Origin of the sequence: Actinophytocola sp., assembly GCF_036378875.1 — a bacterium.
In the GTDB taxonomy this organism is placed as follows: domain Bacteria; phylum Actinomycetota; class Actinomycetes; order Mycobacteriales; family Pseudonocardiaceae; genus Actinophytocola.
In genome coordinates, this window is sequence record NZ_DASUVO010000150.1 from 1 (window position 1) to 14,661 (window position 14,661).

Genomic DNA, 14,661 nt, shown 5'->3' on the forward strand with positions numbered 1-14,661 from the left:
GACCTACACCGCCCACACCTTCACCACCCTCTGCGACAAGCTCAATATTCGGCAGTCGATGGGCAGGACGGGGTCGTGTTTCGACAACGCGGCGGCCGAATCGTTCTTTTCTACCATCGAGCACGAGGTATTGTCGCGACATCATTTCACAACCCGAGATGAAGCACAGCGAGTTATTGTCAAATGGGTTGTTGACTTCTACGATCGACGACGTCGTCACAGTTCCTGTGGCATGCAATCCCCGATCGACTACGAGACCAGTGCGGCCAACCGAGCCGCATAGAGGAGTCCTCCACGGTTCGGGGGGAAGCTCAGGGCACACCGAACGGCGCGTTGATTGCCTTTCGATGTCGCGGTCCACTGTGGATGCCGTGGACACGTTGTGTGCGGCTGTGGCCCTGGCCGTGTTCGATGGGAGACAGCGGGATGAGGAAGCTGGGGCCAGGTGTTGGATGGGCGGTGCCCGTGGTTGCCGGCCTGCTGCTGAGCAGCGGCGTCGTCTGGCAGGCGTCTGACGCGGCCTTCTCCGACACCACATCGAACACCGGCAACGGTGTCTCGGCCACCACCCTGAACCTGGCCGATGACAGCACCGGGCCGTTGTTCTCGGTCGCCAACGCGACACCGGGCGCAACCGGCATCAACTGCATCCAGATCAGCTCGACCAGCCCGGTCGCGACATCGGTCAAGCTCTACACCGCTATCGGCGCCGTCCCCGCCAACGACGTCAGCACTTACATCACCATCGTGCTCGAACGGGGAACCGGCGGCACCTACGGCGGGAAGCAACCCAGCATCGAGGGCAACCGAACCGCACCGCTTTGACACCGCTCGACGCAACCCCACACCGTCAACCTTGAAGGTGTCTCGATCGACGAACCGGGCCCGAGGGTCCTGTCGGTGTGGAGCCACACGTACACCCCGACGACGGCAATGTTCGGTCCATGCCCGATCCACCCCGACACACCAGGAGATTTGTGATCATGGACTTGACATGAGTTGGACCAAGCCTTCCGAGGACGTCCTGCACACGGTATTCCTCTTCGCGATGGCCAAGGCGCTGGCGCTACCGCTGGTCTTCATAGCGATGCATACGTCCAGAGCCATGGAAGCGCTGTTCGTCGGGCAGGGCGTGGGCATCTGACCCGTGTACCGCAGAGTAGGCGCGACGGATGCCATGGTGCGTGATCGTGAGGGCGTCCTCGGCATCGAGCAGCTGTTTGCACCAGATGTGCTGGGGCTGCCCGAGTTGCGGTGGTGACCGGCGAGCTCCCGTGGCATCTCGGCCGTGGTGGCGGTATCGGTGATCAGCGTGTCCGCAGGCGTGTGCAGTGGTCTTGTCTGTCGGTGTGGAAGTTGTCGTCGGTTGGCTTCGGCACGCATGCCCGCAGTCGGTCATGACGAGGGTGCGGTCGATGTGACGCGGCCTCGGTGAGCAGGTCGTTCGATGGCCACGGTAACCAGAACCAGGTGATAACGCGATTTCCACTCTTTTGTGTGAGTTTGTTCGCCTAAAGCCCGCGCTCTGGTCGAGTAACGTAAAATGTAAAAGTGGGGTCGTGAACCATCAGGTGATCCGCCCTGGAGCGGATGAGTGATGACCATGGTAAGCCAGTGGCACCATGTCGAGACGTTCCAGAACGAACCAGATTTGCATGGATCCGGTGTTCGAGAGGACGTGGCAGGCGCCCAGGTCCAACGGTCGGAAAGCCTGGGCAAGCTTGCTGGCAGGGTCGCGCACGACATCAACAATATTCTTACCGTTATCACCGGTTTCAGCGCCTTTGTCGCCGAGGACATCAACGCGGCACAGCGCGACGGTTGTGCTCACCTTCCGAACGCTTCGGCCGACCTGGAGAAGATCCTCACCGCCGCACGACGCGGGAGAGGTTTGACCAACCAACTGATGTCATTCGAAGACCATCAGGTGACGCGGACGGATGTCACGGACCTCGACAATGTGATCACCAGCGTGGTCGAACTGTTGCAGCAGACCGTGGAAAAGCACATCCAGGTTGTCCTGGACTCCAATGGCGAGCCACACCCGGTCCTGGTGGACCCGGTGTCACTGGAACGAGCGCTGCTCAACCTCGCCGTCAACGCCCACGACGCGATTTCCACTCGCGGAACCCAACGGAAACGTCGAAGTTCGTGATTTTGGGTGGATATCCAGGCAGGGATCCAGCGAAAAGGTCCCACGTCGCCCGACGGGCATCGCGATCGACATGCCTGTCACGGATAGCCAGCGCCTTTCAGCCAAAGCACGGAGATGATTCACATGACAAAGCCGACAGCGAACGCGCAGGCCGCGGTCGAGCGGCAGGCCCGTGTAGGGGCGACCGCCGTTGAACGCCGAAAGGATCGGGATGCTCTGGAACGCTCCGAAGTGACCGCCAACGCCGGACGTCGTGAGGACCGGGATGCTCTGGAGCGGTTGGAGGTGAGTGCCGATGCTGGGCGTCGTGAGGATCGGGATGCTCTGGAGCGGTTGGAGGTGAGTGCCAACGCCGGGCGCCGTGAAGACAGGGACAGTCTGGAGCGAAAGGATCACCATTCGCAGGCGCAGGCGCAGCGTCTGGAGAGCCTCGGCCAGCTCGCCGGAGGTGTCGCGCACGACTTCAACAACCTGCTCGCCGTGATCCTCAACTACGTCTCCTTCGTCGCCGAGGAACTCGACGCCGCGGCGGCCGGCTCGGACCCAGCCCCGCACCTGGAAACGGCCAGCGCTGACCTCGCGCAGATCAAGAAAGCCGCGCAACGTGCGGCCGGGCTCACCCACCAGTTGCTTGTCTTCGCGCGGCGCGACGTCATCCGGCCGCAGGTGCTCGACCTCGACACCGTGATCACCGCGGTGGAGGAAATGCTGCGCCGGACCCTGGGCGAGCACATCGAGCTTGTCACCTCGCTCGCCGGTGACCTGTGGCCGGTCCTGGCCGATCCCGGCCAGTTGGAGCAGGTGTTGGTGAACCTCGCGGTCAACGCCCGTGATGCCATGCCCGACGGCGGGACGCTGACCATCGATACCGGCAACATCACCGTGGACGCCGACAGGATCGCCGGGGGGTCCAAGGCACGGCAGGGCCGCAACGTGCGGCTGCGCGTCAGCGACACCGGCATTGGGATGCCCGCCGAAGTCGTCCAGCACGTATTCGAGCCGTTCTTCACCACCAAGCAGGACAGCGGCGGAACCGGGCTCGGTCTGGCCACCGTCTACGGCATCCTCACCCAGGTCGACGGGACCATCCGGATTTACTCCGAACCCGGCACCGGCACCACCTTCACCATCACCCTGCCGGCCACCGCGGAAGCAGCAGCCGCCCCGGTGGCAAAGCCGATTCCGTATCAGCGGGTGCCCAAGGGAGAAACCGTCCTGGTCGTCGAGGACGAGGAAGCCCTGCGTGAGGTCACCAGACGGATCCTCACCCGCAACGGATACAACGTGATCACCGCCGCGAACGGCCCGGAGGCCCTCGACCTCGCCGGCAGCCACTCGGGCGAGATCCACCTGCTGATCACCGACGTCGTCATGCCGCACATGCTCGGCAAGGAGATCGCGGAGAACATTCGGCTGATCAAACCGGAGATCGAAGTGATCTTCATGTCCGGCTACGCCCGCCCTGTCCTCGCCTCCCAGGGCAGGCTCGAACCTGGCGTGGCCCTCGTGGAAAAGCCGTTCTCCGAGGCCGACCTCCTGGCCACCGCCGGGCAGGTCCTCAACGGCCATTTCCGGGGATTCACGACCGTCCAAGACGAACCCCGCCTGACCCCAGACAGCGCACCTCCCAGCCCTTGACCAACGCCGCCGAACGCACCGAGACCGCGCCGGTCGCGATCCACCGGGGCGTGCGGCGGCGACAGTGGCGGCGATCGCGCGTGCGGTCTCGATATCGATCAGTGCTGGGCGGTTTTGCGACGTGCGCGGCGCCGGTGGACAACGACGGCGAGGCCTGCGATCGCCAAGATTGTCAATAGGATCAGAGAGCCGATCAGGATCCACAGTGGAACCGCTGGCGGCTGTGCGGCGATCGGGGTGACGGGGCTGGTGCCGGGATCGGGTGGGAACTGGATGCGGGCGTGGGCGTTCTGCTGGATCAGGCCGCTGTTGAGGGTGAGGTCGGCGGTCCATGGGCCGTCCGGGAGTTGCTGGTTGAGGTCGATCGTCACGGTTGCGGACTGGCCTGGTGCCAGGGTGCTGCCGAGTTGTGCGGGAAACGGGCCGGCGTTCAGCGATCCTGGTCCGTCGGACAGTGACAGCGTTCCGGACATGTCCAGCGCGCGGCCGCCGGTGTTGTGGACCTGGGCGGCGACCACCGGATGGCGGTCGGGGGCGCGTTGCGCGGTGAGGGAGTCGATGGTGAAGTTGGATGCCGGGGCGTTGCCAGGGCCCACGGAGAGGTAGATCCGGATTCCGATCCGGTTGACCAGGTTGACTCCCACGCCGTGGGGCGCGTTGACTTCGGCCCATATTGCGGCGTACTGCTCGCCTGGGGCGGCGTCGGTCGGCACCGCGACGGTGACCACGACCGTGGTTTTGGCGCCGGGAGGGAGGTCGACACCGTTCTCGTCGAGCGTCGTCCACGACGACAGGTCGTTCGCGGTGTGCCCGGGGGCGCCGAGGAACGTTCCGTCCGCGATGCCGGCGGCCGCCGCGTACATCGCGATGTGCATGGGATCGAGGGTGGTGTTGGATACCTCGATGCGGCGATGGATGACCGATCCCGGCGGCAGGTGATCCACGATGTACTGCCGGGCACGGGGGTCGTCGCGGGTGGCGGTGGGTGCATCTACCAGGCCCACGCTCACCCCTCCCTGACCACCGTCCACACCTGGGGGCGGTGCCGTCAGCACAGCCGAGGCGGCGGACACGGTGACCGCGGCGGTGGTGCTGGCGGACGCGGTGCTGGTGGCTGCGGCGAAAGCCGGGGCCACCAGCAGTACGGCGAGAACGACGTTACGCACGGTGGCGTCCTGCGCGATCCGTGGTGTGGGTCATGCGACCGAGTGGGTCAACGTGGCAGTGTAGGTGCCGGCTATGGCGCCCGCCGGCACCGCGAAGGTGAGGGTGGGGTTCCACACGGCCGTGTGGGGCCCGGTGACCGTACTGGCGACCTGAACCGCAGTGACAGCGGTCAGGTCGGTTTTTGCCGTGGGGGCGGCAAGGACGGCGAGACCGGTCGGGGTCACCGTGGCCACGGGCGGGGTGTAGGTGATCGCCGTGGGCGCCAAACCACTGCCGCCGGTGAAAGCGCTGGAGATGGCCGACGCCGTCCATCCCAGGACACCGCCGCGTGCATCGGTCACCGTGACATCGCCCAGGGAGAACGGTCCCACGGTCTGGGCCGTCGCCTTGGCCGTCGCGGTGCCCAGGGCAACGGTTCCGGTCGGTGCGCTGATCGTGAACTCACCCGCGGTGAGTGTGAAGGTTGTGATGGTGTCGGCCGCGTTCGCGGTCCCGCCGACGAGGAGAACGAGCGCCGCACTGGATACGACGGGGACAATGACCATGATCTTTCGCATGTTGCTGCCTTATCGAAGCGTCGAAACGGAGCAGTCGCGATTGCTTCTGCTGGTGAAACAACCCCAGAGCAACCTGACACTCACAGCAGCGGCACGGACTCGCGCCGAAGGAGGAAACTGCGGATGACGGTCAACGGGCGGAGTCCCTGACTCAGGCTCCTGTTCCCTGTGGAGCGGACCGCGATCCATTCCCGCTTCGTGTGCGGGCTTCGCGTGGGCTCCTACTAGGACTATACGTCATCACGCGAGTACTGGCAGTAGCAGGTCGGGTGCACCCCACCTGGGCGACGCGCTACCACTGGCATCGCGCACCTTGCCCAAACTGGACAGTGCGATGAATGCCAGGGACGCCATGCAGTACGCGGGCTCGGTGACAATCCGCACCACCAACCTGGCCGAACTCTCGCAGCCGCCCGGGTCCGCGAAGCCGCCGAGGAACGTTCGAGACAAGTCGGCCGAGCCGGCGATCGAGCGGTTCGTGCCGCTCAGCGTGACCGACACCGGCAGAGGCATGCCGCTGGCAGTGCTCGCGCTGGCATTCGAGCCGTTCTTCACCACGAAGACGGCGGGCGCGGGCACCGGCCCGGCCTGGCCACCGTGCACAGCAACATCCGGCAGGTCGGTGGTCGGATCGACGTCCAGTCCGAACCCGACCAGGGCACCACCGTCCACGTGTACCTGCCGGCGACCGATGAGGCGATCCAGCACACCATGACCGATGAGCCCGACGACGGCTGCGCGGGCACCGAGACGTCGTCGTCGTGGACGACGAGCGAGCGATCTGCGAGATCGCCGAGGAACTCCTGCGCGCGGTGGGATACCAGACCGTGGCGGCCAACTCCGGCGCCGAGGCCATCGAACTCGCGCGGTCACTGCCGCAGCCCATCGACCTGCTGCTCACCGATCTCGTCATGCCGCTCATGAACGGCTCGGTACTCGCCACCCACTTCGCCGAGTACCGCCCGAACACTCGGGTGTCGTACATGTCCGGCTATGCCGCGCCGTTGATCAACGACGAGGGCGTCATGCCCTCCGACGTCACAGTGCTGGCCAAGCCGTTCACCGGCGCGGCACTACGGCGGGCCGTCCGCACGGCACTCAACGCCGACCGGCAGGCGCACTGAGCTCGCGGGATCAGCGCAGCGGGTTGGTCCCGTGGCGGCGAGCACATAGCAGGCGGTGGCAGCGACGTGCGCCGCAGGAAAGTACCTCCGAGATCACATACCCGGCATGCAGAGGGCTGGTGGCGGCGAGCACGGCACCGTCGGGGGGAAGCGGCCGGCCAGCAACGGTCTGGCCCTCACCGAGCGTGACCTGGGCGGCAAGCAGGGTCTGCATCCGCCGATAGTGTTCCAGCGCGCCGAGCGGGGAGTGGTGCAACGCGGTGGCGTACTGGGCGGTGCCTGCGAGCCCAACGGCGTCCGGGTCGGGTGCCGACAGGCCGGGTTCGATGGGGACGCTCGGGTCAACCATGTGGGACTGGGAGGACACCGTGACACCGGTGAAGGTCTGCTCGCCGGTCCGCGCGGCCAGTTGGGTGAACAGGGGCGACCAGGTCGGCGTTCTGCGTAGTGCTGACCCAGCCGATCCGTGTACCCACACGGTCGAAGCCCGCGGAGATACCGCCGAGCGGGCCCGAGGACCGGCAGTTGTTCATGATCCATTCACCGAGCCGGATCACACCGCCGATGGCACGCCCGGCCAGTGCCAGCGCGGTGCGTGCCCACACCTCGGGCCCGGCACTCAGCGGGAGCGGGGTGAGCCCGTACACCTCCCTGGCGAGGCCCCGAACGCCGGGCAGGTCCGAGGCCAGCACCGGCACGCCGGCCGCCAACGCCTCCAGGACCACTGTGGGCAGGCCTTCGCGAATGCGAGGGCAGCAGGAGCACGTCGGCGCCGCTGAGTACCTTCTCGACGTGGTCGCTCTCCCCGAGCAGGCACACGGACGGATCGGTTTCGACTGCCGGGTCGACAGCGGTCAGGTCGCTGGTTCCGCCGGGCCCGACGACCGTCAACGTGGTGGCGGGGCGCAGACGTTTCGCCGCGGCGTGCACCTCCCGCCATCGCGACCGCCGGGCTCACGCCGGACGACCTGGACACGGTGATCGTCGCGAACTGCACCACCACCTCCCCGATCCCGAACGCCGCCGCGCAGGCGGCCGGGAACCCCGACCGGTTGACGGACCTGCTGTCCTACCATCGCCGCTCCACATCCCTCTATCGGGCGACCCGCGCAAAGCCGAGCACGCTCGTTGGTCCGGGCCCGTTCGCGCGCGTCCCCGGGACATCGTCCGAGTCGCGAACAACTCCGGTGGCGAAGGATCCCGGCCGGAGGATCGGACAGCTACGCACCTACACCCCTACGGTGAACCGCTGGCCCCAGCCGGAGACATCACCCCAGGCAGCGTGCCGGACCTGGCCAGATGAACTCGCCCGGCTAGGCCAACACCAACGCGCCTACGAACAAGCCGGCGCCTCTCGGGAGTCCGAGAGCGTCGGCTCGAGGTCGCCATCAGGCAACACAAGATCGACAACGACGACCATGATCACAAAGTGCTGCCGGGAGTACTCGGCCACTGTGCACCCGGTCGGCGCCGTCGCGCTGAGTCCGTTGGCTGCTACCGAAACGCACCGTCCTCACGCCGGGTAATGCAACTGTCCACACGGAGTGTTGGTGACACAACCACCCCCACTTGGTAAGGACACCCGCCATGCGCAAAGGCACCATCTGTCTGACCACGGCCTCACTGATCGCCGGCGCCTTCGTCGTCGCCACACCGGTTCTCAACTCGGCTCCGGCCGATGACATCACCGTTGTCGGCGAAGCCATCCTGGCCACCCCGATGACGGCCGCGACCGCGGCCACCGTGACGAACGCAAGCCTCGATTGCACGGACACCGCCTACGTCTTAGAGAAGTGGCGCCTGTCCGGCACATACACCTGGTCCTACAACCCGGCCAACGCGCCGGCCGCAATCGGTTCGACAGCGGCCACGGCCATCTACCGGGCGACAGCGAACCTGATCGGCGGCTACAACCGGTGCGGGACCCGCGCAGGACTGCCGTTGACCCACGCCTACCAGGGATCCGCCGTCCGCGCCGCCCAGATCAGCGCCACCGCGACCTGCGCCGGCAACGACGGTGTCAACGTCACCAGCTGGGGTGTCCTACCGACCAACACACTCGCCTACACCTGCACCTACTACAAGACCTCCACCGGCACCGTGGTGTCCTCGGACATGCTGCTCAACTCCACCCACAAGTGGTTCACCGGCACCGTACCGACCGCCTGCGTCGACAGCTTCGACCTCGAGTCCGTCGTCGCACACGAACGCGGCCACACCGCCGGCCTGTCCCACGTCGACCAGACAACGCACTCCCGGCAGACGATGAGCCCACGCACCATGGCCTGCACCACCCACAAACGACTGCTCGGCAGCGGCGACATGCTAGGTATGAGGTCACTGACCGGAACCCGCTGACACCAACCCCCACCCCCGGGTCACCGCGTGGGGCTCTGACCATCGAGGTCAGCGCCCGCGCGGTTGCTGGTGGGGATGCGGAAGGCGTCGCTTTGTGGCTTTATTTCCAGGATGTGGCCGAGGTTTCGAAACGAACGCACTGACCGAGGTGAACTCTTTCCTCCTTCACTGGTGAGAAACCCAAACCGCCATCGGCTTGTTGGTTCTCATAGATACTCGAGGTCAGGTTCGCATGCGGACAAGCATGATTCCCTCACGTACAGGAACGTGCCCCGTTGACGAGCGAATGCCTCCATGCCCGCTCGTGACAGGTCGCAAATGTCGGCACTCCGTCCTGACCGTGCGTGACTGCGGTCTTCGGTGGAGCACGCGCCATACACCCAACTGGGCGTTCAACGTCCACGCCCTGCTCGACGCCCGGCCGCCGCTGGTACCGGCAGCGACTCGACTCCCCGCATCGGCAATGCCGCACTGGCCGCACACAAGAGAACCCGACCGTGAAGAACCTCATCGTCGCCCAGGAGAAGGGCGGCGCCCGCGTGTGGGCCGAAGGCAGGGCGACGGCGATGAGCAGCCATGGACCGAACGGTGTCGTCGCGAATTTGCGCAGTCCGCCGTCGAGTCCCTGCGCCGATGCCGCGTCGAACGTGGCGGCGGCGATGACCAGGAACACCCCGACAACACCGAAACTACACTGCGGGCGGCGACTCCCACGGTGCCCACGGTTTCGACGACGGTCCGGTGCGTGGGCTCATCTGCCCTGTCCGCAGCTGCTTGAGGAACTTCCGTCGCAGGCCGCCGACGATCATGGCGATGCTGACCCCGACCACCACGAGACCGACGAGACCGACTAGCCAGCGGCCACCGGCATGGCCCATGAGTCGGGCGATGATGTCTTTCGACTGGCTGTTGCTGGAACTCGGGACGCTGGCACCGAGCAGGAAACTCACCACGCCGACACACACGAACCCGTAGAACAGGGCCCGGGCAAGGGAGCCAAGCCGTTTGGTCGCCTTGCGTCCTTCCGGGCCGGCCTGCCCGTAGACCGCCTCGGCGAGCCGCCAGATCGCCAGGCCCGCGAATCCCACGGCGAGCAGCCACAGTGCGACGGTCCCACCGGGGTGTTTGGCCACCGCGTGCAACGCCCCAACGCGGTCGGCCTCCTCGCCTCCGGCGCCGAGCCCGATCTGTACGGCCAGCACACCGATCAGCGCATAGTTGACGCCGCGAGCCACCAGCCTGCCACGAGCGAGTCCTTCCAGCCAACGACTTGAGGCCGCGTCACGCCCCACGGACTTGGCCCCGAACCACTGCCGGACCTGTCTACCTATTGACGCCATGACACTCGCACCTCGGTTCACCCATTGTCTCCAGATCTCCAGACAGCCACCAAGGTCCAGAGCGGCACAGACTTCAGTAGCCCGGTCCCAGCCGGAGATCACGCGGCCGGCGGGATGGTTGGTGGCTGCTCGCCGGTTGTGCCACGGGCGAGGCAGGCGGCGGCCAGAAGGGTCCAGGGTGCGACGATGCCTAGCGTGAGGACACCCACACCGACTGGTCCGAGACCGAACAGCAGCAAGCCGATCGGGATCATGGCGAGCCCAAAGGCGAGCAGCCCCAGCAGCCGGCGCCAGGTCCGCACGACGTGCGAGGACAGGAGACCGCGGACGGACCCCGCGTTCAGCGCCGCCGCCATGCCTGATTCCTTCGGGGTGAACTCGTCCTCAATCTGGGCGAGGATCTCTTTTTCCCGCCGCGACAACTCCATAGCCCTCCTCCCATCGTGTCGATGAACGATCCCAACCCTCACACCGAGGGCTCTGGGTGTGTGCGGTGGCGTGGTGGGCGGTCAGGCGTCGAGAAGCTGGTTGAAGAACGTCCGATAGCGGCGCAGGGCGAGTCGCAGGTCCTCGGTCAGGGCCTCGGATTCGCCGTGCCACTGCCCTTCCAGTTCGTGTTTGCGTTCGGAGAATGTCCCGGCCAGTGACTCCAGTACCTCGGCGAGGAGGTGATCGGCGCCCTGCACAGCGTCCTTCGGGTCGTCGACGAATCTGCTTTGGAGCCGCTGCCATTCGACCCGGAACCGTTCGGCTGCCTCGGGCTGGAACAGCTGCACGGGTGATTCGTCGTCCCCGACCGCCGGGGGCGGCGTATCGCCATCGACCGGCAGCGGCGGGGCATCGACGAGCCGGTCGTGATGGTGATCGGGACCGGCGGTCAGGTCCGCCGTGCGCGGTTGGATGTCGTCTGGAACGGCTCCATTCGGCGCGGGTCCGTCATCGGTGAGATGATTGTCGGCTCTCTGGTCGGGATGCATGCCATGGCTCCTAGTTCAGGTTCCAGGGTTCGGGTTCACGCCGCGGCCGGCGTTGTCGACGTTGCCGGTTCGGCTGTCCACGTCGGCGTCGAGTAGGTCCTCGAACAGCAACCGGTAGTGCACCATCGCCTTCCGAAGTTCCTCCGTGGACACCTGGCTCTGGTCATGCCGGCTTTTGACGTCGTGTGCGCTGCGGTAATGCTCCAGTGTCGAGGCGTGCTCGACCGACAGATCGGTGACCTGTTGCTGGTAGCCCTCGGTCGGGTAGCCGCGCTCACCCATGACCACGACCACGAGCCGGTCCGCCTCGGCCACCGCGATATCGGGGCGGTCGACGAACTTCGCCTGGATCAACGCCCATTGCTGCGCGTAACCGTCTCGCGCGGTCGGCGACAACGGCGTGATGTCGAACTGCTCGTGACGCTTCTCCCGCTCACCGAGCTCCCGCTCGGCTGCCCGCCGGTTCTGGCCGTCGTCCACAGCTTTGTCGTACTCAGGGCCGAACCGGTCCCGCAGCTGTTGTCGGCGCCGAAGCCGGGCCACCACCAGCCAGACGACCAACGCCGCCACGACGACAACGACGATTACACCAATGATCATGCCAGTAGACATCACACATGTCCTTTCACGACAGGAAGATCTTGCTGAGCCAGGTGGATGTGCCGGCCTGAACACAGGAGAACAGGGCGTTCACATCGGTGCTGCCGACCGCGTCGGCACACTCCCCGCGGGAACCCGGGACCACCGTGTGGTCCACGCGACAGCGCTCGCGACCAACCAACCGGCCACGTCGCGCACGACGCGGATCCGCCGGATCCTGGCGGGGAAAGGGAATCTCTCACGGTGGGAGAGGCTGCCGTACGGCGATGGTATTCCTCTCCGGTCGTCGAACTCTGCGATTCGACTGCCGGGGTCCGGGACAGCGCCCACCACAGGCGCGAGGTCAGTATGCGCCGCACCGACGGTCTCCACAAGGGCACGCAACCGGCCCTCACGTGCGCGGGTCAGAATCAGTCTCCGACTCTGTTGGGTCACCCGATCGTTGTGGCTTCACGATGGCGCCTGTTGGGCTGACGACGCTGAAATCGTTGTCAGCAACAGGGATTGTGCGGTGTCCAGTCGGGGTATCCGAGGCTGGGCCGGGCAGCTCGGGTGACCTCGGGGAGGTCTGGCTGCCCGGTGAGAATGGCGGAGTGAGGGACAGATGTGGTGCTCGCGACCGCGCGTTGACCGATGAGCGGGTCCGACGAGACACGCGCGTCCCGAATACCAACCAGGGACGTGACGGGTCTGGTGCCGACCGGGCTGCGGGTGAGCGCCGCGCTGGCGTGGCGGTTCATCGTCGTGATCGCCGCGCTGTATGTGATCGTGTGGCTCGCGGGCTTCTTCTCGCAGCTGATCGTGCCGATGGCGATCGCGCTGCTGCTCGCCGCACTGATGGCGCCTGGTGTCGACCGACTGGCCAGGTGGGGCGTACCGCGCTGGGCCGCCACGGTGATCGTGATGGTCGCGGGCATCGCCGTCCTCGGTGGACTGCTCACCTTCGTGATCATCACTTTCGTCAACGGACTCCCATTACTCCAGTCCCAGGTTGTGGCGAGCCTTGACCAGATCCGGGACTGGCTGACCACCGGGCCACTGCACCTGCGTGCCGAGCAGATCCAGAGTGTCATCGACGACGCGATCGGCGCCATCCAGGACAACCAGGCCGCCATCACCCAGGGCGCGATCACCACCGCGACCACGATCGGCGAAGTCCTCACCGGATTCCTGCTGACCGTCTTCATCCTCATCTTCTTCCTGCACGACGGCCCCGGCATCTGGCGCTTCATGACCCGCGCCGTGCCCGCCCGGGTCCGCAACCGGGTCGACGTGGCCGGCCGGCGCGGGTTCGCGGCGCTGGTCAACTACGTGCGGGCGACCGCCGCGGTCGCGCTCGTGGACGCGGTCGGCATCGGCATCGGCCTCGCGATCATCGGCGTCCCACTGGTCATCCCACTGTCCGCGCTGGTGTTCCTCGCCGCGTTCGTACCCATCATCGGCGGCATCCTCGCCGGGACCGTCGCCGTGCTCGTCGCACTGGTCGCCAACGGATTCATCGCCGCGCTCGTCGTGCTCGCCGTCGTCATTGGCGTCAGCCAACTCGAAAGCCACATCCTCCAACCCCTGCTACTCGGCCGCGCCGTACGACTGCACCCCCTCGCCGTTGTCTTCGCCATCGCCGCTGGACTGATCACCGCCGGCATCGCGGGCGCCCTTCTCGCCGTGCCACTCCTCGCCGTCCTCAACGCCAGCATCAAATCGCTGCTACACGAAGAACACACCGAACCCGAAACCATCGACGTCCTGCACGACGATCACAACCAACCTCCACCGGCCGGCCCGGACGACACGAACGCCACGTGACCAACGGCATCACTGTCCAAAACAGAGCGTGCGCTACACGGAGGAGCAGTCGGCCGGTGATCTACCGTATGACTGCCGGAAGGTGATGATCATGGATGACATACCCGCTCTGAACGCCGCCGCCCGAGGTGACCAGTACGCCCACATCGAAGCACGGTTGCTCGACGAGTACGGCCCCAGACGCGGTGCCGCTGTGCGCCACGTGATGGCCGAGGAACGAGGCCGGTTCGCCGACGCCCGGATACACGCGTTTGTACCCATCCTGGTGGAGCGCTCGGTGCGGACTCGGCTCGGCACCCCGGCCCGTCGTCTCCATCGACGCCCGTAACAAACCCCTGAGGACTGTCAAAGGGGCACGATCCTGGACGGAGCGGTGGCAGTGCCGACGTCGGTTCGGTCAGCGCCGACGTGGGCTGGTTGAGCAGGCCGGTGGCGCCGATACCCGGCGCGACCCATCCCGCCGCTGCCGGCCGCGCGCGCCCATCACAGCGGAGATGGTGGTGGGTCACTACGACGCTCGGTTGCCGCCACCCAGTCGCAACTGGGTGGCTACCGAGTCGATGGCGACAGAAGCCGCCTGATCAGGCCAACCGCAGCGACCACAGCGACCACGAGGATCGCGGTGCCAGGAAACCCAGCGCGCGTCGGGAGTGTTTCGACCGGCCTTTGTCGGCGCCCGTGTGTCGCGGTTGGCGGTAGTGGTCTCGTCCCTGCCCTGTTCGGCGGTCTCGTGGGGGTCTACGCTGAGGGTGCACCTGGTCACAGAGTTCGCTCGAGTCCATCGTGGCTCGACGGGAGCGGGTCTGGTGCGATCGGGCATCGCCCAGGACCTTGGCGAAGAACATGTCGAGCATGTCGACGCGCCAAGGAGATCGCGGGCATGTTCTCCCGAGCCATCCCACCTGACATCCGCGTACGGCCCGCCTGGGCGTCCGCGTA

General features: G+C 66.3%; 18 protein-coding genes and 1 pseudogene. 9 read left to right on the top strand and 10 right to left on the bottom strand.

The annotated features are described in order from the left end of the window. The 5 genes from VF106_RS42165 to VF106_RS42185 form a co-directional block, all read left to right on the top strand. Window positions 1-283: integrase core domain-containing protein (locus tag VF106_RS42165; protein ID WP_330845646.1), on the top strand; the 283-nt coding region annotated here is incomplete at its 5' end. Between the two features lie 176 nt (window positions 284-459). Next, on the top strand, window positions 460-825 hold the full coding sequence (locus tag VF106_RS42170; RefSeq protein ID WP_330845647.1) for a hypothetical protein: 366 nt from the start codon (window positions 460-462) through the stop codon (window positions 823-825). Window positions 826-994: 169 nt separating this feature from the next. Further along, a complete protein-coding gene (locus VF106_RS42175) occupies window positions 995-1,144 on the top strand; it encodes a hypothetical protein (RefSeq protein ID WP_330845648.1) in 150 nt (49 codons plus the stop codon). Window positions 1,145-1,594: 450 nt separating this feature from the next. Next, complete coding sequence (locus VF106_RS42180; RefSeq protein ID WP_330845649.1) at window positions 1,595-2,155, top strand: sensor histidine kinase; 561 nt, start codon at window positions 1,595-1,597, stop codon at window positions 2,153-2,155. 231 nt (window positions 2,156-2,386) lie between these two features. Continuing rightward, window positions 2,387-3,793 (top strand): ATP-binding protein, encoded by a 1,407-nt coding sequence (locus VF106_RS42185; protein WP_330845650.1) that lies wholly within the window; start codon window positions 2,387-2,389, stop codon window positions 3,791-3,793. 98 nt (window positions 3,794-3,891) lie between these two features. On the opposite strand, the gene VF106_RS42190 is transcribed toward VF106_RS42185, so the two are convergent. From VF106_RS42190 to VF106_RS42200, 3 genes are all read right to left on the bottom strand, one after another. Further along, complete coding sequence (locus VF106_RS42190) at window positions 3,892-4,959, bottom strand: hypothetical protein (RefSeq protein ID WP_330845651.1); 1,068 nt, start codon at window positions 4,957-4,959, stop codon at window positions 3,892-3,894. A 30-nt stretch (window positions 4,960-4,989) separates the two neighbouring features. Beyond that, entirely contained in the window at window positions 4,990-5,517 is a 528-nt protein-coding gene (locus VF106_RS42195; protein ID WP_330845652.1) for a WxL domain-containing protein, read from the bottom strand. A gap of 240 nt (window positions 5,518-5,757) precedes the next feature. Continuing rightward, window positions 5,758-6,096 (bottom strand): hypothetical protein, encoded by a 339-nt coding sequence (locus VF106_RS42200; RefSeq protein WP_414639184.1) that lies wholly within the window; start codon window positions 6,094-6,096, stop codon window positions 5,758-5,760. A gap of 182 nt (window positions 6,097-6,278) precedes the next feature. Here VF106_RS42200 and VF106_RS42205 point away from each other — a divergent pair, with 182 nt between their 5' ends. Then, on the top strand, window positions 6,279-6,641 hold the full coding sequence (locus VF106_RS42205) for a response regulator (RefSeq protein WP_330845654.1): 363 nt from the start codon (window positions 6,279-6,281) through the stop codon (window positions 6,639-6,641). 10 nt (window positions 6,642-6,651) lie between these two features. On the opposite strand, the gene VF106_RS42210 is transcribed toward VF106_RS42205, so the two are convergent. Together VF106_RS42210 and VF106_RS42215 are read right to left on the bottom strand one after the other, a co-directional pair. Next, complete coding sequence (locus tag VF106_RS42210; RefSeq protein WP_330845655.1) at window positions 6,652-6,990, bottom strand: hypothetical protein; 339 nt, start codon at window positions 6,988-6,990, stop codon at window positions 6,652-6,654. Next, window positions 6,983-7,492 carry a glycosyltransferase gene (locus tag VF106_RS42215; protein ID WP_330845678.1) on the bottom strand — a complete coding sequence of 170 codons (510 nt, stop codon included), beginning with the start codon at window positions 7,490-7,492 and terminating at the stop codon, window positions 6,983-6,985. The genes VF106_RS42210 and VF106_RS42215 overlap by 8 nt, the downstream gene beginning before the upstream one ends. Before the next feature lie 736 nt (window positions 7,493-8,228). On the opposite strand from VF106_RS42215, the gene VF106_RS42220 reads away from it, so the two are divergent. Then, window positions 8,229-8,999, top strand: coding sequence for a matrixin family metalloprotease (locus VF106_RS42220; protein ID WP_330845656.1), 771 nt, complete (start codon window positions 8,229-8,231; stop codon window positions 8,997-8,999). A 253-nt stretch (window positions 9,000-9,252) separates the two neighbouring features. Here the strand turns inward: VF106_RS42220 and VF106_RS51070 are convergent. From VF106_RS51070 to VF106_RS42240, 5 genes and pseudogenes are all read right to left on the bottom strand, one after another. Further along, window positions 9,253-9,675, bottom strand: a pseudogene (locus VF106_RS51070) (DUF1206 domain-containing protein); the annotation flags it as partial. Window positions 9,676-9,688: 13 nt separating this feature from the next. Beyond that, on the bottom strand, window positions 9,689-10,339 hold the full coding sequence (locus VF106_RS42225; protein WP_330845657.1) for a DUF1206 domain-containing protein: 651 nt from the start codon (window positions 10,337-10,339) through the stop codon (window positions 9,689-9,691). A 98-nt stretch (window positions 10,340-10,437) separates the two neighbouring features. Beyond that, a complete protein-coding gene (locus VF106_RS42230) occupies window positions 10,438-10,767 on the bottom strand; it encodes a DUF3040 domain-containing protein (protein ID WP_330845658.1) in 330 nt (109 codons plus the stop codon). Between the two features lie 81 nt (window positions 10,768-10,848). Next, a complete protein-coding gene (locus VF106_RS42235) occupies window positions 10,849-11,316 on the bottom strand; it encodes a hypothetical protein (RefSeq protein ID WP_330845659.1) in 468 nt (155 codons plus the stop codon). A 15-nt stretch (window positions 11,317-11,331) separates the two neighbouring features. Beyond that, entirely contained in the window at window positions 11,332-11,916 is a 585-nt protein-coding gene (locus VF106_RS42240; protein WP_330845660.1) for a hypothetical protein, read from the bottom strand. 633 nt (window positions 11,917-12,549) lie between these two features. On the opposite strand from VF106_RS42240, the gene VF106_RS42245 reads away from it, so the two are divergent. Beyond that, entirely contained in the window at window positions 12,550-13,722 is a 1,173-nt protein-coding gene (locus VF106_RS42245; RefSeq protein WP_330845661.1) for an AI-2E family transporter, read from the top strand. A 91-nt stretch (window positions 13,723-13,813) separates the two neighbouring features. Continuing rightward, entirely contained in the window at window positions 13,814-14,050 is a 237-nt protein-coding gene (locus VF106_RS42250) for a three-helix bundle dimerization domain-containing protein (RefSeq protein WP_330845662.1), read from the top strand. Window positions 14,051-14,661 lie beyond the last annotated feature (611 nt).

Bases quoted from the DNA above. Each gene is read 5' to 3' on its own strand.
- VF106_RS42250 (WP_330845662.1), top strand. From the start codon at position 13,814: ATGGATGACATACCCGCTCTGAACGCCGCCGCCCGAGGTGACCAGTAC.
- VF106_RS42230 (WP_330845658.1), bottom strand. From the start codon at position 10,767: ATGGAGTTGTCGCGGCGGGAAAAAGAGATCCTCGCCCAGATTGAGGAC.
- VF106_RS42220 (WP_330845656.1), top strand. From the start codon at position 8,229: ATGCGCAAAGGCACCATCTGTCTGACCACGGCCTCACTGATCGCCGGC.
- VF106_RS42175 (WP_330845648.1), top strand. From the start codon at position 995: ATGAGTTGGACCAAGCCTTCCGAGGACGTCCTGCACACGGTATTCCTC.
- VF106_RS42235 (WP_330845659.1), bottom strand. From the start codon at position 11,316: ATGCATCCCGACCAGAGAGCCGACAATCATCTCACCGATGACGGACCC.
- VF106_RS42225 (WP_330845657.1), bottom strand. From the start codon at position 10,339: ATGGCGTCAATAGGTAGACAGGTCCGGCAGTGGTTCGGGGCCAAGTCC.
- VF106_RS42240 (WP_330845660.1), bottom strand. From the start codon at position 11,916: ATGATCATTGGTGTAATCGTCGTTGTCGTCGTGGCGGCGTTGGTCGTC.
- VF106_RS42245 (WP_330845661.1), top strand. From the start codon at position 12,550: ATGAGCGGGTCCGACGAGACACGCGCGTCCCGAATACCAACCAGGGAC.
- VF106_RS42210 (WP_330845655.1), bottom strand. From the start codon at position 6,990: ATGGTTGACCCGAGCGTCCCCATCGAACCCGGCCTGTCGGCACCCGAC.
- VF106_RS42195 (WP_330845652.1), bottom strand. From the start codon at position 5,517: ATGCGAAAGATCATGGTCATTGTCCCCGTCGTATCCAGTGCGGCGCTC.